This is a genomic window from Chitinophagales bacterium (assembly GCA_019638515.1).
Lineage (GTDB): Bacteria > Bacteroidota > Bacteroidia > Chitinophagales > LD1 > UBA7692.
This window is the reverse complement of sequence record JAHBTS010000003.1, coordinates 269,822-295,235: the sequence shown is the minus strand read 5'-3', so window position 1 is coordinate 295,235 and position 25,414 is coordinate 269,822. Positions and strand designations below refer to the sequence as shown.

At 41.5% G+C, this 25,414-nt stretch carries 19 protein-coding genes and 1 riboswitch; of the genes, 7 read left to right on the top strand and 12 right to left on the bottom strand.

Features of this window, described 5'->3' with window-relative positions:
- Positions 1 to 96 precede the first annotated feature (96 nt).
- Positions 97 to 1,362, top strand: coding sequence for a diaminopimelate decarboxylase (gene lysA, locus KF872_07860; GenBank protein MBX2903458.1), 1,266 nt, complete (start codon positions 97 to 99; stop codon positions 1,360 to 1,362).
- Between the two features lie 17 nt (positions 1,363 to 1,379).
- On the opposite strand, the gene KF872_07855 is transcribed toward lysA, so the two are convergent.
- From KF872_07855 to metH, 9 genes are all read right to left on the bottom strand, one after another.
- Positions 1,380 to 2,522 (bottom strand): ABC transporter permease, encoded by a 1,143-nt coding sequence (locus KF872_07855; protein MBX2903457.1) that lies wholly within the window; start codon positions 2,520 to 2,522, stop codon positions 1,380 to 1,382.
- A 2-nt stretch (positions 2,523 to 2,524) separates the two neighbouring features.
- Positions 2,525 to 3,457 carry a bifunctional riboflavin kinase/FAD synthetase gene (locus KF872_07850; protein ID MBX2903456.1) on the bottom strand — a complete coding sequence of 311 codons (933 nt, stop codon included), beginning with the start codon at positions 3,455 to 3,457 and terminating at the stop codon, positions 2,525 to 2,527.
- Positions 3,458 to 3,461: 4 nt separating this feature from the next.
- Complete coding sequence (gene truB, locus KF872_07845; protein MBX2903455.1) at positions 3,462 to 4,166, bottom strand: tRNA pseudouridine(55) synthase TruB; 705 nt, start codon at positions 4,164 to 4,166, stop codon at positions 3,462 to 3,464.
- A gap of 9 nt (positions 4,167 to 4,175) precedes the next feature.
- A complete protein-coding gene (locus KF872_07840) occupies positions 4,176 to 5,036 on the bottom strand; it encodes an undecaprenyl-diphosphate phosphatase (protein MBX2903454.1) in 861 nt (286 codons plus the stop codon).
- An 8-nt stretch (positions 5,037 to 5,044) separates the two neighbouring features.
- Positions 5,045 to 5,344, bottom strand: coding sequence for a DUF3098 domain-containing protein (locus KF872_07835; protein MBX2903453.1), 300 nt, complete (start codon positions 5,342 to 5,344; stop codon positions 5,045 to 5,047).
- A 12-nt stretch (positions 5,345 to 5,356) separates the two neighbouring features.
- Positions 5,357 to 6,223 carry a permease-like cell division protein FtsX gene (locus KF872_07830; GenBank protein MBX2903452.1) on the bottom strand — a complete coding sequence of 289 codons (867 nt, stop codon included), beginning with the start codon at positions 6,221 to 6,223 and terminating at the stop codon, positions 5,357 to 5,359.
- 80 nt (positions 6,224 to 6,303) lie between these two features.
- On the bottom strand, positions 6,304 to 7,347 hold the full coding sequence (locus tag KF872_07825) for an NAD(P)-dependent alcohol dehydrogenase (GenBank protein MBX2903451.1): 1,044 nt from the start codon (positions 7,345 to 7,347) through the stop codon (positions 6,304 to 6,306).
- Between the two features lie 37 nt (positions 7,348 to 7,384).
- Positions 7,385 to 11,359 carry a gliding motility-associated C-terminal domain-containing protein gene (locus KF872_07820; GenBank protein ID MBX2903450.1) on the bottom strand — a complete coding sequence of 1,325 codons (3,975 nt, stop codon included), beginning with the start codon at positions 11,357 to 11,359 and terminating at the stop codon, positions 7,385 to 7,387.
- Between the two features lie 65 nt (positions 11,360 to 11,424).
- Entirely contained in the window at positions 11,425 to 15,189 is a 3,765-nt protein-coding gene (gene metH, locus KF872_07815; protein ID MBX2903449.1) for a methionine synthase, read from the bottom strand.
- Between the two features lie 81 nt (positions 15,190 to 15,270).
- Positions 15,271 to 15,386: riboswitch (SAM riboswitch) on the bottom strand.
- Between the two features lie 171 nt (positions 15,387 to 15,557).
- Here metH and KF872_07810 point away from each other — a divergent pair.
- Genes KF872_07810 through KF872_07800 form a run of 3 tightly spaced genes read left to right on the top strand, consistent with a single transcriptional unit; the run spans position 15,558 to position 20,193 of the window.
- Positions 15,558 to 18,794: a DUF2723 domain-containing protein gene (locus tag KF872_07810; protein ID MBX2903448.1), complete on the top strand. Its 3,237-nt coding sequence runs from the start codon at positions 15,558 to 15,560 to the stop codon at positions 18,792 to 18,794.
- Between the two features lie 28 nt (positions 18,795 to 18,822).
- Positions 18,823 to 19,272, top strand: a complete 450-nt coding sequence (locus KF872_07805; protein ID MBX2903447.1) for a DUF4293 domain-containing protein — start codon at positions 18,823 to 18,825, stop codon at positions 19,270 to 19,272.
- Between the two features lie 39 nt (positions 19,273 to 19,311).
- Positions 19,312 to 20,193, top strand: coding sequence for a YicC family protein (locus KF872_07800; GenBank protein MBX2903446.1), 882 nt, complete (start codon positions 19,312 to 19,314; stop codon positions 20,191 to 20,193).
- Between the two features lie 105 nt (positions 20,194 to 20,298).
- Here KF872_07800 and KF872_07795 read toward each other — a convergent pair whose 3' ends face one another.
- Positions 20,299 to 21,246, bottom strand: coding sequence for an OmpA family protein (locus KF872_07795; GenBank protein ID MBX2903445.1), 948 nt, complete (start codon positions 21,244 to 21,246; stop codon positions 20,299 to 20,301).
- A gap of 115 nt (positions 21,247 to 21,361) precedes the next feature.
- Between KF872_07795 and KF872_07790 the strand changes: the two genes are divergently transcribed.
- The 3 genes from KF872_07790 to KF872_07780 are packed head-to-tail and all read left to right on the top strand — an operon-like array spanning position 21,362 to position 23,612.
- Entirely contained in the window at positions 21,362 to 22,072 is a 711-nt protein-coding gene (locus KF872_07790; protein ID MBX2903444.1) for a glycosyltransferase family 2 protein, read from the top strand.
- The gene (locus KF872_07785) at positions 22,072 to 23,055 is read left to right on the top strand and encodes a cation transporter (protein MBX2903443.1); all 984 of its coding nucleotides are present in this window, start codon (positions 22,072 to 22,074) and stop codon (positions 23,053 to 23,055) included. The genes KF872_07790 and KF872_07785 overlap by 1 nt, the downstream gene beginning before the upstream one ends.
- The gene (locus KF872_07780) at positions 23,052 to 23,612 is read left to right on the top strand and encodes an NUDIX hydrolase (protein ID MBX2903442.1); all 561 of its coding nucleotides are present in this window, start codon (positions 23,052 to 23,054) and stop codon (positions 23,610 to 23,612) included. Before KF872_07785 ends, KF872_07780 begins: the two co-directional genes overlap by 4 nt.
- A gap of 4 nt (positions 23,613 to 23,616) precedes the next feature.
- Here the strand turns inward: KF872_07780 and KF872_07775 are convergent, their stop codons facing one another.
- Positions 23,617 to 24,666 (bottom strand): M42 family metallopeptidase, encoded by a 1,050-nt coding sequence (locus KF872_07775; GenBank protein MBX2903441.1) that lies wholly within the window; start codon positions 24,664 to 24,666, stop codon positions 23,617 to 23,619.
- Positions 24,667 to 24,693: 27 nt separating this feature from the next.
- Positions 24,694 to 25,404, bottom strand: coding sequence for a hypothetical protein (locus KF872_07770; GenBank protein MBX2903440.1), 711 nt, complete (start codon positions 25,402 to 25,404; stop codon positions 24,694 to 24,696).
- Positions 25,405 to 25,414: the final 10 nt, after the last annotated feature.

Sequence of the window (25,414 nt, the reverse complement as noted above, 5' to 3'; positions counted from 1 at the left end):
TTTTAGGATAACTGGTTTAGCACTACTGCGCCTTTAAAAAAAATATGCCCTTTTAGGCGAACTTCTTTTTCTTCGCAGGCTGTTTCAAGAAAGTTTATGATTCAATTAAACAACAACCAATACGAAATTGGCGGCATTGCAATAGAAACGCTTTGCAAAACTTACGACACTCCTTTGTATGTGTACGACACTGCTATTATGAAGCGACAGTACGAAACATTGCAACATGCTTTTGGTTCGCTGGCAGCTTCGCAGAGGCTTAAAATAAAGTTCGCCTGCAAGGCGCTCAACAATATAAATGTGCTGCGATATTTTAAATCGTTGGGCGCAGGTTTAGATACGGTAAGCATTCAAGAAGTATGGGTGGGTTTAAAGGCCGGATTTGCACCGGAGGATATTATTTACACTCCCAACTGTGTTTCTATGGAAGAAATTGATTTGGCAGTAAAAGAGGGCGTGCAGATAAATATTGATAACATTTCTATTCTGGAACAGTTTGGAACTAAATACGGCAGCAGTGTTCCTGTGTGTATCCGCATAAATCCGCATGTAATGGCAGGTGGCAACATCAATATTTCAACAGGGCATATAGATTCTAAATTTGGTATTTCTATTTATCAAATGCGCCATGTGGAGCGAATTGTAAATAGTTTACACATGCATGTAAATGGCTTACACATGCACACCGGAAGCGATATTGTGGATGTAGATGTGTTTTTGCGCGGAGCCGATATTTTGTTTGAGCAAACGCAGTTCTTTAAGGACTTGGAGTTTATAGATTTTGGAAGTGGTTTTAAAGTGCCATACAAAGCCGATGATTACTATACCGACATACAAGAACTGGGTGAAAAACTATCGCAACGCTTTATGGCATTCTGCAAAGAGTACGGAAGAGAATTACAGTTGAGTTTTGAACCCGGAAAATTTTTGGTAAGCCAAAGTGGTACGTTTTTAGTGAAAGTGAATGTGTTGAAACAAACTACGGCAGCCATGTTTGTGGGAGTAGATTCGGGCTTAAACCATTTAATTAGGCCAATGTTTTACAATTCGTATCACCACATTACCAATGTAAGCAATCCGCAGGGTAAAGAGCGCATATACACTGTGGTGGGCTATATTTGCGAAACAGATACTTTTGGTTGGGATAGAAAGTTGAGCGAAGTACACGAAGGCGATATTTTGGCTTTTAGCAATGCCGGAGCTTATGGCATTACTATGGCTTCTAACTACAATTCGAGATTTCGTCCGGCAGAAGTAATGGTACACGAAGGCAAGCACTTTTTGGTGCGCAAGCGCGAAACCATAGACGATATTTTGCGCAACCAAATTGAGGCTGAAACTTTTCTACAAACGGCATTGTAAGAGTATTGTTGAATGTTTTAGGCTTTTCCTTTTACATCCAGCGCATCGCGTAGGCCATTGCCCACCAAATTAAATGCAAGCACGAGCAGCATAATGGCAAAGCCTGGAAAAAGGGCTAGGTATGCCTGAGAAGAATCAATGAAATCCTTGTATTCGTTGAGCATACTTCCCCAACTAGGGGCGGGAGGTTGAATGCCCAAACCAATATAACTCAAACCGCTTTCTACCAAAATTGCATTGGCAAAATTGGCGCAGGCTACTACTATTACCGGAGCAGTTACATTGGGTAAAATATGAAGGAAAATAGTTCGCACATTGCTAAAGCCCAAAGCTTTGGCTGCGCTTACAAATTCCATTTCGCGCACTACCATAAATTGGCCACGTACAATACGCGCAACTTCTACCCACATGGTTAAGCCCACGGCAATAAAAATCATTACCAGTTTGTTTTCTATTAAACTGCCTGCACTAATGTATAAGCCCATTGCCAAAAGTAGAGTGGGGATACTCCAAAATACATTTATTACCCACATAATAGCATTATCTACTGCTCCGCGGAAGAAACCTGCGGCAGCGCCTAAAACCACACCCACTAGCAACGAAATAGCCACGGCAATTAAACCTACCGAAATAGAAATTCTAGTGCCAATGAGTAAGCGCGAAATAATATCGCGTCCAAATTTATCGGTGCCTAAAAGGAATTTCTTTTTCACGATTACATCGTCTTCAAATTTTTTGCGCATTACTTCATTCATTTGAAGCGAATTGGCAGAAATGCCCATTAAATCTGCTACGGCAAAGGTGGTTTTTTCAATAGGGAAATGCTTGCCTTTATATATATCGGCAAGTATGGAATCGTTTTTAAACTCGTATTTAAGTATAGGAACAAGGCGGTAGTTTTTTTCAAAACCGTTTATGAAGCCATCTATAATTCCGGTAGGTTTTTTATTGAGCTTGGGTACTTTTAAAAACGAAATAGAGAAGCCCGGGCGGTGGGTTTCTAATTCTAAAATCTGCTCGTTGGCAGATGGCGAATTATCGGGTGCCAGCACATAGCAAAACACAGCTAAGAAAGTGGCAATTGCCACAATTGCCAAACCTGCCATAGCGCTTTTGTTTCGCTTAAAGCGCTGTCTTGCTTTATTGTCAATTATCTGCATAATTAGTACTGTAATAATATCTTTTCTATGTTCACTTTATCGTTATCGATGGCAGAAATAAGTTGTTGTGCGTTTTCAAACTTTTTTTCATCGCGTACATATTCCAACAGTTCCAACTTTATTTTTTCTCCGTAAATTTCTTTATCAAAGTTTAGGATGTTTACTTCTACCGATAGTTTTGTACCGCCAAACGTGGGGTTGAAGCCGATGTTGAGCATGCCTCCGAATTGGGTATTGTTGTAATGAACTTTTACGGCATAAATGCCTTTGCGGGGAATAAGTTTGTGGTTATCTGCTATGCTTAAATTGGCGGTGGGGTATCCTATTTTTCTACCGTTTTGCAAGCCTTTTACCACTAAGCCTTCGAGCGTGTAATTGTGCCCCAGCAGTTCGTTGGCAGTTTTAATATTCCCTTCTTGCAGTGCATTGCGAATTTTAGTGGAGCTGATGGTAATGGCATCTAAGGTTTCTTTTTTTATTTCTTCTACTTCGTAGTGAAAGCGGTGGCGCATTTGCAGCAGCAGGTTAATATCGCCACTGCGGTTTTTGCCGAATTTATGGTCGTAACCGGTTACAATGTAGGTGGGATGAAAATGCTTCACCAAAAAATATTCAATATAATCTTCGGCTGTTTGCTCCGAGAAACTTCTCGAAAAAGGAACCATTACCACATTGTTTACACCATAATGCCGAAGCAGTTCAATTTTTTCTTCGGCAGTGTTGAGGAGTTGCAGCGAATCATCGTTAGGGTTAATAACCAAGCGCGGGTGTGGATGAAAGGTAATAATGATACTTTCTCCATTTGATTGTGCTGCCAGTTGGTTTATGCGTTTAATAAGTTGCTGGTGTCCTTTGTGAACACCATCGAAAGTGCCGATGGTAATTACGGAGTTTTTAAATTCCGGAAGGTGAGCAAGGTCTTTTATTACACGCATTTATTTAGTTATTTGCGGGTTTAACATATGTGGCTTCGGTAATCTGCCGTAGTATTTCTTCCAGCGATAAGGCATTGGTGAGTTGCCATTCTCCTACTTGGGTTCTGCATAGCTCTGCAAGGCAGGCTCCGCAGCCCAACACTTGTCCAAAATCGTGTGCTATGGAACGAATGTAAGTTCCTTTGCTGCACTTTGTTTCAAAATGTATGTAGGGAAGTTCTATCGCTGTTATCGTAAAATAATGAATAGCAATTTTGCGGGCTTCGAGTTGAATGGTGTTTCCTTTCCGTGCTTCTTGATAGGCGGTTTTTCCTTCTTTTTTTATGGCAGAAAAAATGGGAGGAAACTGTTCGGTTTGCGCTTGAATATATTGTGCTGCTGCCTGCAGTTGGGTTGCTGTAATTGCTGCAATGGAATGTTCGGTATCGAAAGGTGTTTCTAAATCGTAGGAGGGCGTAGTTTTTCCTATTAAAAATTTTCCGGTATATACTTTGTCGAATCCTTGAAATTGCTCTGCTTGTTTGGTGAATTTTCCGGTGCAAATAATGAGTAAGCCGGTGGCAAGTGGATCTAGAGTTCCGGCATGACCAACCTTAAATTTTTTGCCTGTTTTTTTTTGGAGTGCGTAGCGAATTTTATTTACTACATCAAACGATGTCCAACGCAAAGGTTTATTTACCAACAGTACTTCGCCTTCTGCAAAATTCATACTTGCAAATTAGAGGTGAAGTGTTTTGCCCATGAGCAAAAGAATAAGAATAATGGAGCCAACAATAATGCGGTACCAGCCAAAGAACTTCAGCCCGTAGCGTGTTATTAAACCTATGAAAAAGCGTATGGCAAAAATGGCTACTACAAAAGCAATAAGGTTGCCAATAAGCAGCAGGTTCATATCGGAACCTTTTATGTATTGAAAATTTTTGAGCAGTTTGTAACCGGCAGCTGCGGCAATGGTTGGCACAGCTAAGAAGAACGAAAATTCAGCTGCTCTTTTCATGTTTAACCCTTGTTGCAAAGCTCCTAAAGTGGTGGCTGCCGAGCGCGATACTCCGGGAATCATGGCAATTACTTGAAACAAACCAATAATGAAAGATTGCTTATAGTTGAGTGGGAATTTTTTCAACTTCATTTCGGTAGTTTCAATACCCAGCTCGTTTATTTCGTTTACTTTTTCAAGATCTTCATCGGTGGCAGCATCGGCAATATTTTTTGAAAAATACTTATCGGCAAGTACTAAAACTATACCGCCCAATACCATAGAAACAGCAACTGTGGTAACGCTTTCAAGCAGGCTATCAATATAATCGTTGAGCAAAAGACCGAATACCGCTGCCGGAATAAAAGCCACCAATAGTTTGTAATAAAAATTTATGGCCTGTAAAAAGCGTTTCCAGTATAAAAACAATACCGAAAGTATTGCTCCAAATTGAATGTTGATGATGTAAAGTTTGGCAAAATTATTTTCGGGGTCTATACCCAAAATAGAGTTTGCCAAAATCAAATGCCCTGTAGAAGAAATAGGTAAAAATTCGGTAATGCCTTCAACAATGGCAAGAATTGCAGCTTCTAAAGTTGTCATTGCTAAAATTAAGGCTGTGCAGGTTTTTTAAGAATAGCAACAATTTCTATTGCAAATCCAATCATTACCACAATGGGTGCTAAAGTAATTCTTCTGAAACTGTAAATTTCATCGGCAGGAAATACATTTGGGTCGGAAGTAGCACCTCCGGTCATCAATACAAATCCAATTAAAATTACAATTACACCTGCTACCATTAGCACGTAATTTGTTTTGTCAAACACAAAAGGCAATGAATTTAGGCTCGATTTCTGCGGCTCATACCTTCCTGTTTTTTCGGGCTTCCCTTTAGCTATTTGTTTGGCCATTGCTCTAATTATTTAATAGTACTGCTCTGTTTTATACGAAAGATACTTGCGCAATGCAAAATAGGTACTGATTACAGAAACCAATTCTGCAAAAAGCAATATGCCTCCCACAACTGCTGCGAAGCTAATTAAATCGCTGCTTAATGCAAGTTCGGGAAACTCGTAGTTCACATATGCTAACAAAGCAAAAATGAAAAATATGGCTGCAAGTGAGCTTAGCAGCCCGGTTAGCAAGGCTCTTACTAAATACGGTTGAATAATAAACCACCGTGTAGCACCTACCAATAGCATACTTTTAATGATGGTTCTATTGGCAAAAATTGCAAAGCGAATAGTGTTGAAAATGAGCAATACTGCAAATACCAGCAATAGCACGGCAATAGTTCCCAAAAAGAAGGTTAGTTTTTTAACCACGGTATCTATGGCTGCTGCAACATTTAACTGGGCATTTACTTCGAGTACGCCTGCTTCTTTTTGGAGTGTTTCTTTTATGTTTTGAAGTGAAGCAGGAGTAGAAAAACTCTCTTTTACATACACATCAAATTTGGAATAAAGCGGGTTGAAACCCAATACATCCATAAAGTTTTCACCCATTTCTTTTTTCAGCATTTCTGCGGCTTGCGATTTAGAAATATAGGTTACTTTCTTTACAGATGGCTGTTGTTGTATCTTAGAAAGGAGCGCAGTGGTGCTTTCTGCCTTTATGGTATCTGCTAAAATAACCTCTAGGGCAATTTGCTCTTTCACCTGATGCGAAAGTTGCTGTGCATATAAGCCCAAAACCAATGCAATACCCAATACTATAAGTACAGGCACCATGCCAAAAACGGCATAGAAGTTTGAAGTGTTGGTTTTTACTTTTTCCACCTCAACAAACATACTTTTTATGTATGCAGCCTTGCAAAAAATTAGCTGTTGATAAACTGTAACGTGTCTATTTAGGCGGAATACTTTGTGTGCTACAGGGTTTTTACATCAATTACAAAGCGGTAGTGCACATCGCCTTTTATCATGCGTTCGTATGCTTGGTTAATGTAGTTAATTGGTATTACTTCCACATCAGATGTAATGTTGTTTGCCGCGCAGTAATCGAGCATTTCTTGTGTTTCGGCAATACCGCCAATAAGGGAGCCTGCAATGCTTCTTCTTTTCCCAACAAGGTTAAACACTTGCAGTTGCGGAGCCTCGGGTGGAATACCCAGCATAATGAGTGTGCCATCTACGCCTAAGAGCGAAGTGTAAAAGTTAATATCGTGCTGTGCCGAAACGGTATCTATAATAAAGTGAAAATAGTTGCGTACAGCTTTTACTTCATCGTGGTTTTTGGTAACAATAAACTTATGTGCACCCAATTGTAAAGCATCGTTTTTTTTGCCGGGCGAAGTACTGAGTACCGTAACTTCGGCACCCATGGTCACCGCAAATTTTACAGCCATGTGGCCTAAGCCGCCAAGCCCCAATATGCCCACCTTGTGTCCTTTGCCCACCTTCCATTGGCGTAAAGGAGAATAGGTAGTAATTCCGGCACAAAGCAGTGGTGCTACTTTTTCGAGCGGTAAGTTATTGGAAACTTTAAGCACAAAATTTTCATCTACAACTATCTTATCGGAATAGCCACCTTGAGTAAGAGTTTTACTGTTTTTTTCATAGCTGTTGTACGTACCTACCGAGCCATTTTCGCAGTATTGCTCGTTGCCTTCGGAGCAGCTATTGCAAGTTCTGCAAGCATCTACCAAACAACCTACTCCGGCTGTATCGCCTACTTTAAACTTAGTTACCTGTGCGCCAACTGCCGTTACGCGACCCACAATTTCGTGCCCCGGAACCATTGGGTATTTTGCTCCACCCCACTCGTTTCGAACTTGGTGTATATCGCTGTGGCAAACTCCGCAGTATAAAATTTCTATTTGTACATCGTGTAAGCCGGGAGTTCTTCTTTCAAATTGATAGGGTGCTAAAGGAGATGTTGCATTTTGAGCAGCATAAGATTTAGTAGTAAGCATTGTTTCTTTTTTTAAATGAACGAGTATGCAATCAAAACTATTTTACGAGTGTAAAACTTCCTTTGTAGCGGTTGCTCCGCACTCCGTCTATCCAGGTTATTTTTAATAAATAAACATAGGTGCCGGCAGCCGCTTCTTTGCCATTGTAGTAACCATCCCACACGAAATTTTTGTTGTTGCTCTCAAAAATTTTCTCGCCCCAGCGGTTAAAAATCTGGATTTCAAAAATTTTTACCGCCTGCTTGTTTCCAAACCATTCAAAATGGTCGTTTACACCATCGCTGTTGGGTGAAAATAAATTGGGTATATAAATGCTGTAATCCGGCTCCACAATTACTTCTACGGGTATTTGTGCGGTGCAGGTATTGCCATTTATTATTACTTGTGCTGCAACATGGTATGTGGTAGAATTGAAAGCACTCACCAGCACGCTGCTGCAATTGCTGCAACTTATGCCCGAAGCGCTATTCCATTGGTAAGTAATATTGTTACCATAGTTTGAAGAAAGATGAATACTGTCTTTGCCTCCTTGCTTTAATACCAACGGATTGGGAGTGGCAGTAATAAGTATATCTGAAGGCTCGCTAATACTGAGAGGCAGCATGGCAGCGCATTGATTGGTATCGGTAACAGTGGCATTAAAATTTCCTGAACTGAGATTTGAAAAGTAACCACCGGTATTGGTAATTCCGTTTAGTAAGAAACGATAACCAGGTGTGCCTCCCGATGCCGTAATTTGCACGCTTCCATCGCTATTGCCGAAACAGGAAACATCGGTTGCGGTATAGTTTACTATAATGGGAGAAGGCTCGCTAATGGTAGCAAAGGTGGTAGCGGTACAGTTGTTTGAATCTGTAATTTCAAGGAAATAGTTGCCTGCCGGAAGGTGGTTGAAAACGCTTGCCGTAGCTGCGGTTTGGGAAGCAGTACTATCCAATACATAAGTGTATGGAGCTGTGCCATTGTTGGCTGCAATGGTAATGCTGCCGCTGCTTTCGCCAAAGCAGTTTGCCGCTTGTGTTGTAGTAGTTGCTGTGAGGGCTACTGCAGTTAAATTGATTGTAATCAAGCTGTCGCAACCGTTTGTGGAAGTTAAGGTGATCGGATAACTGCCACCTTGCGAAACATTATTTCCATCGGGAAGTATATACGTGCCCCCGCTGCAAATGGTATCGTTGATTATTTGCGTATAAGTAGGGTGAAACGATAAGTTAGTAGTGATAATGCTATCGCATCCATTGGCAGCTGTAAGCGTATCGGTATAAGTTCCCGGAGTGTTTACCACCAATCCCGTAGGCCTGGTGAAATTGGCATTAGTGCAAATGGCTGTATCAACCGTAGCAAAAGCATTTGGTAGAAACGATAAATTAGTAGTGATAATGCTATCGCATCCATTGGTAGCTGTAAGCGTATCGGTATAAGTTCCCGGAGTGTTTACCACCAATCCCGTAGGCCTGGTGAAATTAGCATTAGGGCAAATGGCTGTATCAACCGTAGCAAAAGCATTTGGTAGAAACGATAAGTTAGTAGTGATAATGCTATCGCATCCATTGGCAGCTGTAAGTGTATCGGTGTAAGTTCCCGGAATATTGGTAGAAACTCCATTAGGTCTTGTGTATTGGTCTTTGCTGCAAATGCTGGCATTGATAGTTGAAGTTGAACTATTGAGCACTGTTACTGTTACGGTATCGTGTTGCACGCAGCCGAGTGTATCGGTAATAGTGGCAATGTAAATACCCGTTGCAGCATTAGTAGCATTAGGAACATTGGAGTGTTGCTGTGAAGCACTAAAGTTATTGGTGCCAACCCAACTGTAAACAACATTTGGAACAGTATCTACCGAAAGTAAAATGCTATCGCCCACACAAACATTAGAAGTAGCGGTTGCAACGGGTTTTACTAAGGGTGTAAAAGGTATAGTGCTTTCTATAAAAGTTAATCCGGAAATAGCGCCTCCGTTATTACCTGCAGTTGCGCCATGATTGCCATTAGTGCCTGAGTGAAATCCCGGTTGCCCACCCGCAAGATTTAAAACTACATTTCCGGGTAAGGTTGTTGTGCTCCACACTATACCACCACCACCACCACCACCGGTGCCATGCGAAGTATTGTCTCCGCCTCTTCCGCCATGCACATCAATAGTTAAATTGCCTGTAATGTTATTGGTTTGAAGTAGCACAGTGCCGCCTGCTCCTGCACCTCCTGAGCCATCGGTAGAAGCCTGAACAGCATTGTTGGCAAAAGATTTTATGCCTCCACCATTAGCCGCAATGCCATTGCATTGAATAATGATTATGCCACCGCCATTTGTACCCGGAGTTGCAGTAGCATCATTTTGATGTCCACCGCCTGCTCCGCCCCCAAGAAAAATTTTGTTGGCAGTATTACTATATGTAAGATTTGTGCCGCCATCGCCACCAATAGGAAGGTTTGCGCAACCAGTCCATTGGTTGCCGCCTCTGCCGCCAGTGCCAAAATTTCCACCACCAGCACCACCGCTATTGGTATCGTTTCCGCCACCACCACCATTGGTGTTTTTGCCGCGTCCGTTAATTATAGTGTTGGGTAATTCAAAAATGCCTTCTCCTTTTCTTCCTCCGAAAGAAGAATTGCTTGGATAAAAATAATCTTGCTGGCCACATATATAAGGCGAATTATCGTTGGCTACACCTGCTCGAAAGCCTTTGTTGGAAGCATCAATATCGGCTTGTAAAACTACTAAACCGGAAGCCTCCAGTGCAATTATTCCCCCAGTAGTGCCGTTCCACGGTTGGCATGTAATGGCATTGTTTGCCACAAAAACATTGCCCGAGTATTGAGGCACATGCACTAACTGCACTATGCCCGAAACCGAATAGTTTCGTTGCAGCATATTTTGCAATGTAATTTGGTTTCCATTTATAGATTGGATATATCCAAACTCATAGTTGCCGGCATTATTGTAGTTAATAATATTTCCGAAAGAAGTTGTGTTAGACGTATCTATGGCGGCTCCTTTCATTTGAATAACTAGTACACGGCTGCCTGCGTTAAAGCCGGAGGGGTTTCCCACGGTGATTGTATTTGTACAAGGGTTAATATCGGTTACGGCCGTATAAGTATTGATAATACCCGAAATAGGATTGCTGCAATTGACTACGTTTACTACAATAGAATCGCGGCTTATGCAGCCATTCTGTGTTACCTCTACCCAGTATAAACCGGAGGTGGAAACAGTGAGTGTATTTCCGGTGCTTCCATCGCTCCACACATTGGTTGAGTTTGGAAGATTTGCTTGTAATGTGAGCGATTGCCCGGTGCATATTGTAGTGTCGTTTCCTAAGTTGATATTGGCGCCAAATGCCGTACTTCCAAAGTAAACATCATCTATTCCTAAATCTGTAAAGCCGCTTCCGGTACGGCTTTCAATTTGAATTAAAGCGGTGGTGCTATTTCCTGAGTTCCAGCTGGCACACATATAAACCCATTCCGGACAGCATTGCCCGGGAACAGGCGTGGCAAGGTTTACTTGTGCCATATCTGTTCCGTTTATGCGCAAGCCCATAATTGGCGCACCTCCGCTTACACAATCGGGGTTGCGAGCCAAGTCGCGAATCCAACACGAAAAAACATACGTAGTATTGGGTACTACGGTAAGTAAGTCTTGCGAACCCGGAGGCAGCAATGGATTGAAAGGTTTCCATGCAATGGCAGGATTGCCTGCGCTTGCCCAATTGGGCGTATCGAACCATAAAAATTTTCCGGAGGTATTTCCTGAAGTGTGATCAAATTCCGGTGTGGAGGCGCAGGCTCCATAGTTTCTTGAGGTAATGATGCTGTAATAGCCGGGACCCAATGTAACAGAGTAGGTATTGGAATTGGTAAAACCAGGAGGTGTGGTTGTATAAGGAGCCGAAAAATCGGGATTATAGTTGGCTAGAAGGTTTACGCCATTGGAGCAGCATTGGGCTTGAATATAGGATTGAAAAAAGTAAAAAATGGTATAGAGAAGTGTAGTACGGTTAAATAGCATTGAATGATTTTATTAAATACAGTGGCTGCTAAAAATAACTGAAAAAATTTTCTGCAGGCAGAAAACTAATATGCCAAATTAGGACGAAGCCATTTTTCCATTTCTGCAACCGTATATCCTTTAGCCTTTGCCAGCATTTCTACTTGGTCTTTTTGAATTTTTCCAACACCAAAGTACTTTGCATTAGGCGAAGCAAAATAAAAACCACTTACCGATGCTGTTGGATACATGGCGCAACTTTCAGTAAGTTGAATTCCGGTATGTTCTTCAATTTGCAAGAATTTCCAAAGCTGCTTTTTTAAGGTGTGGTCGGGGCAGGCGGCATAGCCCGGTGCGGGGCGAATGCCTTGGTACTTCTCTTGAATAAGCTCATTGTTGCTGAGATTTTCGTTGGGTGCATAGCCCCAAAATTCTTTTCGTACACGCTCGTGCATTCTTTCTGCAAAAGCTTCTGCCAGCCTATCTGCCAATACTTTCAGCATAATGCTGTGGTAATCGTCATGCTCTTTTTTAAATTGCTCTAGGTGTTTTTCTATGCCAATGCCGCAGGTAACAGCAAAGAAACCAATGCCTCCTAAATGGTCGTGCAGCACTGGTGGAGTGTTATACACATAAACAGTTTCCGGTTCGTTTTCATTGTTGGATAAGGCAAAATCTGCCAAGCATAAATTGGGTTGCGTGCCTTGCTTTTTTGTTTGCTGGCGCATAAACGAAAAAGAAGCAATTGGCTCCTCGCTTGCAGTAGATGGCAATGTTGGGTTAATGCCAATAATGGCACTTGCGGTGAGCCATTTTTCGGCAATTATTTTTTTGAGTAGTTGCTGTGCATCGGCAAATAGTTTCTGTGCTTCTTTGCCGTATTTTTCGCTCTCGAAAATGCGAGGGTAAGTGCCGCTCATTTCCCATGCAGAAAAGAATGGCGACCAGTCTATAAAATCAACTAGTTCTTGTAAGTTGTAGTTTTTCCAGCCCAAAATTGGTTTGCCTTCTACGGTAAAGGCTGCGTGTTTTTTGGCATCGTAGGTTTGCAAGTAGTCAGAAATAAATTGCGCGTTGAAAAGCTGTGGTGCGGGGCTGCTTGTTTGTTCAATCAGTCGATTTTTTCTGGCTTCGTTTAGCGGTATGAGTTCAATTTCGTTTTTGCGGCTTTTATGCACTTCGCGCATGGTTTCGTAGCGCTCGTTTACAGTGGCAACAAAAGATTCTTTTTGCTCTTTGCTAAGCAGTGAACTTACTACGGGCACACTCTTAGATGCATCTAATACATACACAACCGGAGCAGTATATGCAGGGGCAATGCGCACCGCAGTATGAATTTCTGAAGTAGTAGCTCCTCCAATAAGTAAAGGCACATGTAGGTTTAAGCGCTCCATCTCATTGGCTACGTGTACCATTTCATCGAGCGAAGGCGTTATTAGGCCACTAAGACCAATAATATCGGCATTTTCTGCTTTGGCACGCTCTAGAATTTTTTCGGCAGGCACCATTACGCCCATGTCTATAATTTCGTAGTTGTTGCAAGCAAGTACTACGCCCACAATATTTTTTCCAATATCGTGCACATCACCTTTTACAGTGGCGAGCAAAATCTTGCCATTATTTTTTGCAGTAATTCCAGATTTTGCTTTTTCTTCTTCTAAAAACGGAAGCAGGTATGCCACTGCTTTTTTCATTACTCTGGCACTTTTTACTACTTGCGGTAAAAACATTTTTCCTGCTCCAAACAAATCGCCCACAATGTTCATACCTGCCATGAGTGGCCCTTCAATTACATCTAATGGCTTGGCGTACTTTTGGCGTGCTTCTTCGGTGTCTGCATCAATGTATTCTACGATGCCTTTTACCAGCGCGTGCGCAAGTCGTTCTTCTACACTTGCTTGCCGCCATTCGTGGTTAATGGTTTCTGTTTTTTCTTTCTTTTTTACGGTTTCTGCAAAGGCAAGTAGGCGTTCTGTGGCATCGCTTCTGCGGTTTAGGAGCACATCTTCTACATGCTCCAGCAGATCTTTTGGAATATTGTCGTACACTTCTAACATAGAAGGGTTTACAATACCCATATCCATGCCGTTTTGTATGGCATGATATAGAAAGGCTGCATGCATAGCTTCGCGCACAATGTTGTTGCCGCGAAAAGAGAAAGATACGTTGCTAACACCTCCACTCACGTGTGCATGAGGCAAATTTTGTTTTATCCATTTGGTAGCATTAAAGAAATCTACGGCATTGTTGCGGTGCTCTTCCATACCTGTTGCTACCGGAAAAATATTGGGGTCGAATATGATGTCTTCGGGTGGAAAGCCTACTTGTTCTACTAAAATTTTATAGCTGCGGTTGCAAATTTCTATACGTCTTTCATAGGTATCGGCTTGGCCTTGTTCATCGAATGCCATTACAATAATGGCTGCACCATATTGCCTTACCAAAGTGGCTTCGCGAATAAATTCTGCTTCACCATTTTTTAATGAAATAGAGTTTACGATTCCTTTTCCTTGTATGCACTTTAGGCCTGCTTCTATAATGTGAAACTTAGAGCTGTCTATCATAACCGGAACGCAAGAAATATCGGGTTCCGAAGCAATAAGATGCAGGAACTTGGTCATGGCAGGTGCGCCATCCAACATGCCTTCATCCATATTTACATCGAGTACTTGTGCTCCGCCTTTTACTTGCTCCAAAGCTACAGACAGTGCTTCTTCGTACTTGTCTTCTTTAATGAGTTTTAGAAACTTTGCAGAGCCGGTAACGTTGGTGCGCTCACCCACATTCATAAAATTGCTTTGTGGTGTAAGTGTTACAGGTTCTAAACCACTTAGGCGCATAAATGGAATTGGTTTGGGTGGCTTGCGGGGCGGATATTTTTGGGCTATTTCGGCAAATACTCGTATGTGTGCAGGTGTGGTACCGCAGCAGCCGCCAATAATATTTACAAAGCCGCTTTTAATGAAGTCTTCCAATGCTGCGCCCATCATTTCAGGCGATTCATCGTAGCCGCCAAAGGCATTGGGCAGGCCTGCATTTGGATATGCACTTACAAAACAGGTAGAACTTTTTGAAATGGCTTCGATGTGTGGGCGCATGTCTTTTGCTCCGAGTGCGCAGTTTAAGCCAATTGAAAAAGGTTGGGTGTGTGCTACTGAAATTACGAATGCTTCGGGAGTTTGACCGCTGAGGGTTCTTCCGCTGGCATCGGTAATGGTACCGGAAATCATAATGGGTAAATCGGTTCCTTTTTCTTTTTGTACTTGGTGAATGGCAAATAGGCAGGCTTTGGCATTTAGCGTGTCGAAGATGGTTTCTACCAAAAGAATATCTGCGCCTCCATCTATTAAACCGTGGGTTTGCTCGGAGTAGGCATTTACCAGTTCATCAAAACTAATGGCTCTAAAACCGGGATTGTTTACATCGGGAGAAATAGAGGCGGTTCGGTTGGTTGGCCCAAAAGCTCCGGCAACAAAGCACTTTTTATTAGTGCGGGCAGCAAATTTTTCAACAGCATTCTTGGCTAGCTTTGCCCCTTCGTAGTTAATGCGGTAAACTTCATGTTCGAGTTTGTAATCGGCCTGTGCCACCCAAGTGCCGCTAAAAGTATTGGTTTCAATAATATCGGCATTGGCTTCTAAGTATTCTAAGTGAATTGCTTCTACAATATCGGGTCGGGTAATGTTGAGTATATCGTTATTGCCTTTTAAATCGTGGGTATGATTTGCAAAATCGTTTCCTCTAAAATCTTGCTCGGTTAGTTTATAGCGTTGTATCATGGTGCCCATTGCGCCATCGAGCACCAAAATTTTTTCTGAAGCAAGTTGAGTTAGTTGTGCTTTTATATTCATTGCAAAAAGTTAAAATGGCAATGAAACAAAGTATCCAAAAAGCAATATTGTAAAGGTCAGCAAAAGCAAAAAACTGTACTGAACTTATCTTTCCCCACAAAGGTGGAGTAGGAGTTAGCACCAACAAATAGCGCATAGCGCTATTCCGGTTGCCAAGACTTCGCAGGGCCTAATCCCTCAGTCTTTCTGGATAAGTTGTTTCAAAGAGCCGGAGCAAATATAAGCGCAGAAAAGTGGAAATGGCAAATATAGCAGCAGCAGAGTGCCAATAAATGTTAGGAGCTACACGGAATAGGCTGTTTAAAACAGTGTAACATACGCATTTCCTTATTTTATTACTTTCGCGCTTCCTGAAAAGAAATTCATTCATGAATCAGTACAAAAGAATTAACAGCATAGCCGGTTGGGTGGTGTTGGTATTTGCATCGGTTGTTTATTTACTTACAGCAGAAAAAAGCGGTAGTTTTTGGGATTGCGGAGAGTTTGTAAGCGGTTGCTTTAAGTTGCAAGTGGTGCATCCTCCGGGAGCTCCGTTTTTCTTAATGCTAGGCAGGCTTTTTACACTCTTTGCAGGCAGCGATGTAAGCCAGGTGGCCATGTGGGTTAATTTTATGAGTGCATTGGCAACAGCAGCGTCTATTATGTTTGCTTATTGGACGGTTACTTTACTACTTTCAAAAATTGCATTTAAAGACAAAGAATACACTACCGGAAAAATAATAGCGGTTGTAGGAAGTGGTTTAATAGCTGCCGGTTGTGCTACCTTTTTAGATTCACTTTGGTTTAGTGCAGTAGAAGGCGAGGTGTACGCGCTTTCGCAATTCTTTTGGAGTTTTATTGTGTGGGCAATTTTAAAATGGGATGAACAAGTATTGGAGGGTAATAACTATGCCGACCATTGGCTTATTTTAATTGCATACATGACGGGGCTTTCCATTGGTGTGCACTTGCTTAGTTTACTTGCCATTCCGTTTGCAGCATTAGTGTATTACTATAGAAGGTATCAACCCAGCGTAAAAGGTTTTGTAACTGCGGGAGCCATAGGTTTTGTACTTATTGGTGTTGCTATGAAGTTTGTGATTTCGTACACACAGGCTTTCCTCGCAGGTTTCGATAAGTTATTTGTGAATTCATTTGGATTGCCGTTTAGCAGTGGCGAAGCATTCTTTATTGTATTGCTGGTGGCATTGCTGGCAGGAGCTATTTGGTACACACACCGCAGAGGCTGGCGCGATGTAAATATTGCTGTATTGAGTTTGGCATTTATGTATATCGGCTATATGAGTTATGCTATGGTTCCTATTCGCAGTGTGGCAAATCCTCCTATAAATATGAACCGCCCAATAGATCCATTCAGCTTAAAAAGCTATGTAGATCGCGAGCAATATGGCGATAGACCTTTGGTGTACGGTCCGGCTTACAATGTAAACAGTTACGATATTGTAGATATGCAAAAGCTGGGTGAGCGCTTCCAAAAGGATGTAAAAACACACAGCTATAAATATGTAGGCGATAAAATTGATTACAAGTTCCGCGATGATGTAATGATGCCTTTCCCACGCCTTGGATTTTGGCAAGAAGAAGGCAAGAAGAACGCTTACCGCCAAGTGTTGCAACCTGAATATGATGTGGTAGAAAGAACCGCTTCGGGCGTGAGTGTAGTAAGAACTTTTGCACCTAATCAACAGCAGCAAGCCGAGCAGTTGGCTGCACAGTTAAACGAAAAAGGAAACGGACATTACGAAGTTAGAGACCACATTACGTTTGCCGACAACATGAAGTTCTTTTTCCAGTATCAAGTAGGTTATATGTATTTCCGCTATTTGATGTGGAACTTTGCAGGACGCCAAAACGATACACAAGGAACCGTGTTTAACGATGATGGTGGCTGGATTAGCGGTATCCCGTTTGTAGATAAATACTTGAAAATTTGGGGCGCGCCACAATGGCCACAAGAAAACTTACCTAAAATAATGGCTGAAAATAAAGCACGGAATAAGTTTTATATGATTCCGCTTATTTTGGGAATAATAGGTTTGGTATATACTTACTTAAAAGACGATAAAGCCTTTTGGATAATACTCGCTCTTTTTGCAGTGAGCGGCTTATTCCAAATTGTGTACCAAAACGAACCGCCAATTGAGCCGCGCGAAAGAGATTATGCACAAGCAGGGTCCTTTGTGGCGTTTTGCTTTTGGATTGGCTATGGCGTGTTTGCACTTATAGAATTACTTAAGAAAAAAATGGGTGAATTGCCTGCATCGGGCATTGCAATTGCATTGTGTGCCAGCGCACCTTTGCTTATGGGAACTCAAGGTTGGGACGACCACAACCGCAGTGGCAGAACCACTGCACGCGATTTTGCTGTGTGCTATTTAGAAAGCTGCGCTCCCAATGCCATTATTTTTACACAGGGCGATAACGATACTTATCCATTGTGGTATGCACAAGAAGTAGAAGGTATCCGTACCGATGTGCGCGTAATCAATTTAAGCTTGCTGGGTGTAGATTGGTATATAGACCAATTGCGCTATAAAACCAACAATGCTGCACCCATTAAAATGACATTCAGCAGCGAGCAAGTAGCCGCCAGCAACCGCGATATTATTCGCTATGCGGCCAATCCGCAAATTCCGGCAAATGCATCGCTAGATTTAAAACGCGTAATGCAGTTTATTGCCAGCGATGATGCCCGCAATAAAGTATCTACAGGCAGGGGCGAGTTAGAACCATATTTTCCAACCAAAAATTTCTACTTAGAAATAGACACCAACAAGGCTCGCGAATTTAACATGGTGTCTGCCGATGAGCCAATTGCTCCGCGCATGGAATGGAGCATTACCAATGGCAACTTGCTTAAAAACGACTTGCTTACTTTAGATATTGTAGCCAATAATATTTTGGAGCGCCCTATTTATTTTGCAGTAAGTGTGGCTCCCGAAGCATATTTGGGATTAGAAAAATACTTTCAGTTAGAAGGTTTAACCTACCGTATAGTACCGCGCTTAAACGCCACCGGAAGTGCTTACAACGCACCCGTGCGCACCGATGCCATGTTCGATAACATGATGAAGAAATTTAAGTTTGGAGGTATAGAGAGCAATCCGAATATTTACTTAGATGAAAACATTATGCGCATGACGGTAAATGTGCGTGGCAACTTTGGCCGATTGGCAGAAGCGCTTATTGCAAAAGGTGAAAACGAAAAAGCAATACAAGCGTTAGATTATTCATTAAAAATGATGCCTACCGAGCGCGTACCGTTGAACGTATTTGCCTACCAGTATCCCGAAATTTATTACAAAGCCGGAGCAAAGGATAAAGGGAAGAAAGTAATGGAAGAATTGCTTACACAAAGCCGTGAGTTTTTAAAATACTACCAAGGCGTTTACCGCTATTTGTTGCAGCAGGCTCGCAACAGTGGCGATAATCAGTATCTACAGCAATTGCAGCAAGGCTCGTTTACAGATAATCGCAATGTGCGCGAACCATTGTATATTTTCCAAGAAATGATGCGCACCGCCAAGCAATACGAAGATGCCGAGTTTTCTTCTAAATTAGAGAAAGAGTTTGAGCAGTTGCGAATGGGCTTTGTTCAAATGTAAAACAAGCTGAAAACTTAAAATTGAAGCAATGATTCAACGCATTCAAACTATTTATTTAGTACTTGCTATTTTAACCATAGTGGCATATTTATTTGCTCCGGTAATTCAATACGAAGCATTGGATGTAAACTATGTACGCAACCTTCCTACCTGGGAGGTGGCATATTTCGTAAGTGGCTATTATGTATTTGTAGCAGCTATTTTGAGTGCCATAGCCGCAGGTTTTTCACTTATAGCTATCTTCCTTTTTAGTAAGAGAGGTATTCAATCCTTGCTTTGCTGGGTTGCAATATTGTTTCATCTATTGGCAGTTGGGTATGTGTATTATGTTTTTCAAACAAAAGAAACACCCATAGATATTATATATACTGCATGGAATTTAGCTGCAATTCCACCTTTAGTGTTTTTGCTGTTGGCTTACTTTGCCATCCAAAAAGATGAAGCGCTGATAAAAAGCATGGATAGGTTGCGAGATTGAAAATTAAGCACAACACAAAACTTTCTATATTTTAGCTGTATGCTCAAATCAATGACCGGCTTTGGCAAAGCTATTTCTACTGCCAACGATGTTACCGTTACGGTAGAAGTGCGCTCACTCAACAGCAGCAAAGGAATGGACTTAGGCACTAAGTTGCCTTCGCGTTACAGAGAACAAGAATATACGCTACGCCAGCAAATTACCAACCGCTTGCAGCGCGGAAAAGTAGATGTGTTTGTGTCGGTTGTTACCGAAAAAGAAGGTGCTGTACTCCGTTTAAATAAAGGTGTAGTAAAGGCGCATTACGCAGAATTAGAATCGGTGGCAAAAGATTTAAGTTTGCCTTTAAACCAAATTTTACCGGCCATTCTGCGTTTGCCCGATGTGTATGAAGAGAATCCGCCCGATGTAGATAACGAAGAATGGGGCTTGATTGAAAAAACAATCATGAATGCCATTGAGCAGCTAAATGAATTTAGGGTAAAGGAGGGCAGCTCACTTAAAGAAGATTTGCTAGATAGAATAAAAATTATTGAGCACTTTGTTTCGCACCTAAAGGAGCAAGATAAACGTAGGGTAGCAGAAATGCGCCAAAGGTTGCGTGGCAATTTGGAATTGTTTATTCCTAAGGATAAAATAGACCCTAACCGCTTTGAGCAGGAAATAATTTACTACATAGAGAAATTAGATATTACCGAAGAACTTACCCGCTTGCGGGCGCATTGCGCACATTTTCGCCATGCGGTAGAAGAAAACTCTGAGGAAATGAAAGGGCGAAAACTCAATTTTATTGCACAAGAAGTAGGAAGAGAAATAAACACCGTAGGTTCTAAAGCCAATGATGCTGCCATGCAGAAAATTGTAGTAAATATGAAAGATGAACTGGAGAAGATTAAAGAGCAAACCAATAATGTTCTTTAAAACATCTTAGTTAAACTGTATCCAATCTTCAACTTTTTTACCGCGATAGTTTGCAAGCCCATTTTCTGAATATGTTGAGTAGAAAACAGGCTTGCAGTGGAGGTGCTATTTTACACCATCGAGTATTTTGAAAATTTCGCGCAAATCGGGAGAAAGTACAATTTCTATTCTGCGGTTTTTACTTCTGCCCTCAGGAGTATCGTTGCTCACTACCGGAAAGAACTCTCCGTGTCCGGCAGCAGTAATGCGCTTGGCATCTATTTTATTTTCTGTAACCAAAATATCGGTAACGCTTGATGCGCGCATTACACTTAAATCCCAGTTGTTTTTTATGTTTCCATCGGGGCTTTTGTATGCTTTGTTATCGGTATGCCCTTCTACGGTAATACCAATTTCTGTATTCTTATTCAGCTCTTCTGCAAGTTTTGCAAGTGCTTGTTTGCCTCGTATATCTACGGTGTAGCTGCCAATTTTAAATAATAATTTATCGCTCATGCTCACATAAACTTTTCCGTCTTTTTGAGTTACGGTTAGTTCATCGCTGTTAAATCCTGTGAGTGCATCGGCAATTTTTTTCTTTAAGTTATTTACGGCTTCATCTTTTTTGGCAATGAGCGATTCTAAATCATTCACACGCTGTTGCTTTTGCGAAAGTTCTTTCGATAAAATATCTAATTCTCTCGCTTTGGCATTTAGCTCATTTTCTTTTTCTTTAAGTATTTCGCTCAGGCGGCTTTTTTCATCGGTAGCTTTGGTTAGCAAATCATCGTAGCGCTTTTTCAAATCGTTGTATGTTTTTTCTGTATTGCTTTTTTGCTGCGCCAGTTTACGGATTTCGGCATTCAATCTTGCGGTATCGGCTTCTAAGTTTTTTACTTGATCGCTTAGTGCCGCAATGGTGGCATTGGCTTTATCTAAATCTTCTTTACAACTATTGCGCTCTGCCAAATGCTTTTCTGCCAAGGCTTGTTGTTCATCAAATTTCTTTTTTGAAACCAAGCACGATGAAAGTAATAATGTGAGTGCCACCGCAATCAAATAGGTATTCTTCATAAAAAAAATTTAGGGTGAAAGTAGTGCGGTGTAAGGGTGCGGCAAACTCTATTCTCCACTCGTTTTTTGTGAATGTACAATGGCAAGCTGTAAAGAAGTGTTGCAAAAATTTTATTTGTCGCAACCTTTCCCTTTGTTTGTAAGAGTGAAACTATCGGTTATTATTCCTGTTTTCAACGAAGCCAGTACCATTGCTGCATTGCTGCAAAAAGTGTTGGCAGTGCCAATAGAAAAAGAAGTAATAATTGTAAACGATGGCTCTACCGATGCAACGCAAATGGTACTCGAAAAATTTGTTGCTCCCAACGTAAAAGTATTGCATCACACCATAAACCAAGGTAAAGCCGCTGCAATAAAAACGGCACTGCAGTTTGTTTCGGGAGCAATAGTTATTATACAAGATGGCGATTTAGAAACCGAGCCTAACGATTATCTTCATTTAGTACAGCCCATTCTCGAAGGCAAAGCCGAAGTAGTATATGGCTCGCGCAATTTGCAGCCGGCACAAGGAGAGCGTATATGGACTTACGATATTGGCGGGCGATTTATTTCGTGGTGGGCAAGGATTCTATACAATCAAAAAATTACCGATGAAGCTGCTTGTTACAAAGTCTTTAAAACCGAAGTTATTAAACGTGTAAAACTCAAGTACAATAGATTTGAATTTTGTCCGGAAGTTACGGCTCGCATTTCTAAGCAAGGAATTAAAATTTATGAATTGCCTATGCACTATTATCCGCGCAGCTTTGCAGAGGGCAAAAAAATGAAGTGGACAGACGGTTTGAAAGCGTTTTGGGTATTATTGAAGCTAAAGTTTACAAACTAATGGCAACCAGAGTTGAAATTAAGGTGCAGCGTGCAGCTTTGGGCATTGGCATTTTGCTGATGGTTGTAAAGTTTGTGGCATGGTACTTTACGCATTCCAATGCCATACTCACCGATGCGCTGGAATCTATTATCAATGTAGTGGCGGGAAGTTTTGCATTGTATGCCGTAACGCTTTCTGCAAAACCTAAAGATAAAGACCATCCATACGGACATGGAAAGGTGGAGTTCATAGTATCGGGTATGGAAGGTGGAATGATTGCTTTAGCCGGACTAATTATGGCGGGTAAAGCCATTATTGGTTTCTTTGAAGTAAGCGCAGTCAAAGATTTATCGTTTGGTTTAGCACTTACAGCCATAGCAGGTATTGTAAACTTTACCACTGCATGGTGGTTAATTTCAACCGGAAAAAAATACCATTCGCTGCCATTGGTGGCAGATGGCGAACACATTCGGAGCGATGCCTACACTTCGTTTGCCGTTATTGCAGGCTTGGGCTTAATATGGTTTACCGGATGGGAGTTTATAGATAATGTAGTGGCGCTCCTAATGGGACTTTGGATAATTGTGGTGGGCTATAAATTGATGCGCAAATCGCTGGCAGGTATTATGGATGAAGCCGATATGGAGTTGGTAGAAAACATTGCTGCATTTCTTTCTTCCAATAGAAAACCGGAGTGGATTGATATACACAACCTGCGCATTATACAGTATGGAAGCAAACTGCATATAGATTGCCATGTTACATTCCCATTTTATAGAAGTTTAGAAAAAGTACACAGCGAAATGGATGAATTGGCACAGCTAATGAATGCCCAATATGGAAAGCAAATAGAAATTTTTATTCATCCCGATCCATGCACACCACCATCGTGCCGCAGTTGCACCATAGCTCCTTGTGTGGAGCGCAAATTTCCATTTGAAAAAGTAATAGAGTGGACTCCGGAGAATATTGCCAATAATAAAAAGCACACTTTAAGATGAAAAGAAACATAGCCGAAAATCCTTGGAAAACATTGGCAGAGGAAGTAAAGTACGAGAATAAATGGATAAAGGTAGAAGAACACCAAGTGCTTAATCCGGCAGGTAATCCGGGTATTTACGGTAAGGTGCATTTCAAAAATATTGCAGTAGCCATTATTCCGTTAGACGATAATAATAACACATGGATAGTAGGGCAATACCGATATACTTTACACAGTTACGAATGGGAAATTCCCGAAGGTGGATGCCCCGAAAACACGCTGCCATTAGAAACTGCCAAGCGTGAGCTGTTAGAAGAAACAGGTTTAGTTGCCGAGCACTACGAAATGATTTTAGAAATGCAACTTTCTAATTCGGTAAGCGATGAAATATCGTACACCTATGTAGCGCGTGGGTTGAAATTTGTGGGTGAGCAGCCCGAAGAAGACGAAGTGCTGCACATAAAAAAACTTCCCTTTAGCGAATTGGTGCAAAAAGTAATGAATGGCGAAATTAGAGATGCGCTATCTGTAGCCAGCATACTAAAACTGAATGCTATATTGGCTACACGCGCTTAGCAAATTAAAAACTCCAGTCGGAAGTGTGCAGTTGGCTCACGCATGCTTTTAATAAATCTATTGATGCGCGGATATCTGCCTTGTGCGACATTTCAATTACCGAATGTATATGCCTTGTGGGAATAGAAACTGCTCCGGCAATGGTTCCGTTGGTTGCCATGCGTTGCATTCCGGCAGTATCGGTGCCGCCTGCGGGCAATAACTCAGGTTGCCATTTTATTTGGTTTGAAGAGGCAATTTCTTTCATATAGCGTACCATGCGGTAATCGCAAATGGTAGAAGAGTCCATAATTTTTATGGCAGTGCCTGCACCTAATTGCGTAATGGTTTCTTCGGGTCTGGAATCGGGTGTATCGAAAGCAATAGTGGTATCTAAACCAAAACTAAAATCGGGGTTTATGTGATGTGCTGCTACGTGTGCACCTCTAATTCCTACCTCTTCCTGCACTGTAAACACGGCATAAAAGTCGTAAGGAATTTCTATGCCTTTCAACTCTTTTAAAACTTCCATTAAAATGAATACCGAAACGCGATTGTCTAAACTCTTACAGTTTACGCAATCGCCCATTTCTATTAGTTCGCGTTGGCGCGAAACCGGGTTGCCTACTTCAATAATTTTTTCTATTGCTTCTTTAGGTAATCCTAAATCAATAAAATAGTCTTTAAGTTGCAAGGGTTTGCCGCGCTCTTCTGCGCTCATAAGGTGAATGGGTTTAGTGCCCATTACACCAATTACATCTTCTTTTCCATGCACAATTACACGTTGTGCTGTAAGTGTTTTGGGGTCGAAACCGCCAATCGGGTGAAATCGTAAAAAGCCTTTATCGTCAATATGGCTTACTATAAACCCAATTTCGTCCATGTGAGCCGCAGCCATAGTTCTTTTTTCGCTGCTTTTTCCTTTTTTAAGTGCAATTAAATTGCCCATTGCATCGGTGTAAAGGCTGTCGGTAAAGCCTTCTATTTCTTGTGTTACCAATGTGCGAACTTGCTGTTCAAATCCGGAAATACCGGGTGTTTCGCATGTTTTTTTTAATAGAGTTACGTTTATCATAAATGAGTTATGTGTGTGCGGTACAATTTACTTTACATTTTGAATGGCTGCGGCAATTTCGCTTTCTTCTGCCAAGCCCATTTTGCGCCATACTTCTTTTCCTTGTTTGTAGAGTATTAAAAGTGGAATGGCGCTAATGTTCATATAGTTTGCTAGTTCTGCGTTTTTATCTACATCTATATCTAATAACTCTACTTTTTCTGCATGTTTTTTAACTACGTTTTTTACGCGCGGTTTCAAGATTTTGCAGGGGCCGCACCATACGGCATTAAAATCTACCAATACCATTTTTTCTTTATTGATGAGCGTAAGGTATGCTTGCTGCGTAAGTCCTTGCGATTTTTTGTCGGCAGTGGTTGTTTCTACGGGTTTTCCCGCATTTGCCCAACTTAGTATGCCGCCTTCTAGGTTGTAGGTTGTTTTAAATCCACTAGCTGCGGCAGTTTGTGCTGCTCTGGCACTTCTGCCCCCGCTAAGGCAGTAAAAATAAATTGGTTGGTCTTTATTGTATTTTTTTAGTTCAGCTTCAAAATTATTGCTGTTTATATTGATGTTTACTGCGCCTGCAATGTGGCGTTCTGCAAACTCTTCGGGTGTGCGTACATCTATGAGTTGTACTTTTGATGTGCTTATTTGTTTTTCAAATTCGTTGGCAGAAAGGTTGTTTACTTTTTGCCCTAAACTGTTGCATGCAGTGAGTACTAAAAACAGTACTGCAAAGGAGATTATGTTTTTCAATTGTGTAAAT

What these genes read in the sequence shown, in the direction of transcription:
- lysA (MBX2903458.1), top strand. Translation starts at nt 97, where the DNA reads ATGATTCAATTAAACAACAACCAATACGAAATTGGCGGCATTGCAATA.
- KF872_07855 (MBX2903457.1), bottom strand. Translation starts at nt 2,522, where the DNA reads ATGCAGATAATTGACAATAAAGCAAGACAGCGCTTTAAGCGAAACAAA.
- KF872_07850 (MBX2903456.1), bottom strand. Translation starts at nt 3,457, where the DNA reads ATGCGTGTAATAAAAGACCTTGCTCACCTTCCGGAATTTAAAAACTCC.
- truB (MBX2903455.1), bottom strand. Translation starts at nt 4,166, where the DNA reads ATGAATTTTGCAGAAGGCGAAGTACTGTTGGTAAATAAACCTTTGCGT.
- KF872_07840 (MBX2903454.1), bottom strand. Translation starts at nt 5,036, where the DNA reads ATGACAACTTTAGAAGCTGCAATTCTTGCCATTGTTGAAGGCATTACC.
- KF872_07835 (MBX2903453.1), bottom strand. Translation starts at nt 5,344, where the DNA reads ATGGCCAAACAAATAGCTAAAGGGAAGCCCGAAAAAACAGGAAGGTAT.
- KF872_07830 (MBX2903452.1), bottom strand. Translation starts at nt 6,223, where the DNA reads ATGTTTGTTGAGGTGGAAAAAGTAAAAACCAACACTTCAAACTTCTAT.
- KF872_07825 (MBX2903451.1), bottom strand. Translation starts at nt 7,347, where the DNA reads ATGCTTACTACTAAATCTTATGCTGCTCAAAATGCAACATCTCCTTTA.
- KF872_07820 (MBX2903450.1), bottom strand. Translation starts at nt 11,359, where the DNA reads ATGCTATTTAACCGTACTACACTTCTCTATACCATTTTTTACTTTTTT.
- metH (MBX2903449.1), bottom strand. Translation starts at nt 15,189, where the DNA reads ATGAATATAAAAGCACAACTAACTCAACTTGCTTCAGAAAAAATTTTG.
- KF872_07810 (MBX2903448.1), top strand. Translation starts at nt 15,558, where the DNA reads ATGAATCAGTACAAAAGAATTAACAGCATAGCCGGTTGGGTGGTGTTG.
- KF872_07805 (MBX2903447.1), top strand. Translation starts at nt 18,823, where the DNA reads ATGATTCAACGCATTCAAACTATTTATTTAGTACTTGCTATTTTAACC.
- KF872_07800 (MBX2903446.1), top strand. Translation starts at nt 19,312, where the DNA reads ATGCTCAAATCAATGACCGGCTTTGGCAAAGCTATTTCTACTGCCAAC.
- KF872_07795 (MBX2903445.1), bottom strand. Translation starts at nt 21,246, where the DNA reads ATGAAGAATACCTATTTGATTGCGGTGGCACTCACATTATTACTTTCA.
- KF872_07785 (MBX2903443.1), top strand. Translation starts at nt 22,072, where the DNA reads ATGGCAACCAGAGTTGAAATTAAGGTGCAGCGTGCAGCTTTGGGCATT.
- KF872_07780 (MBX2903442.1), top strand. Translation starts at nt 23,052, where the DNA reads ATGAAAAGAAACATAGCCGAAAATCCTTGGAAAACATTGGCAGAGGAA.
- KF872_07775 (MBX2903441.1), bottom strand. Translation starts at nt 24,666, where the DNA reads ATGATAAACGTAACTCTATTAAAAAAAACATGCGAAACACCCGGTATT.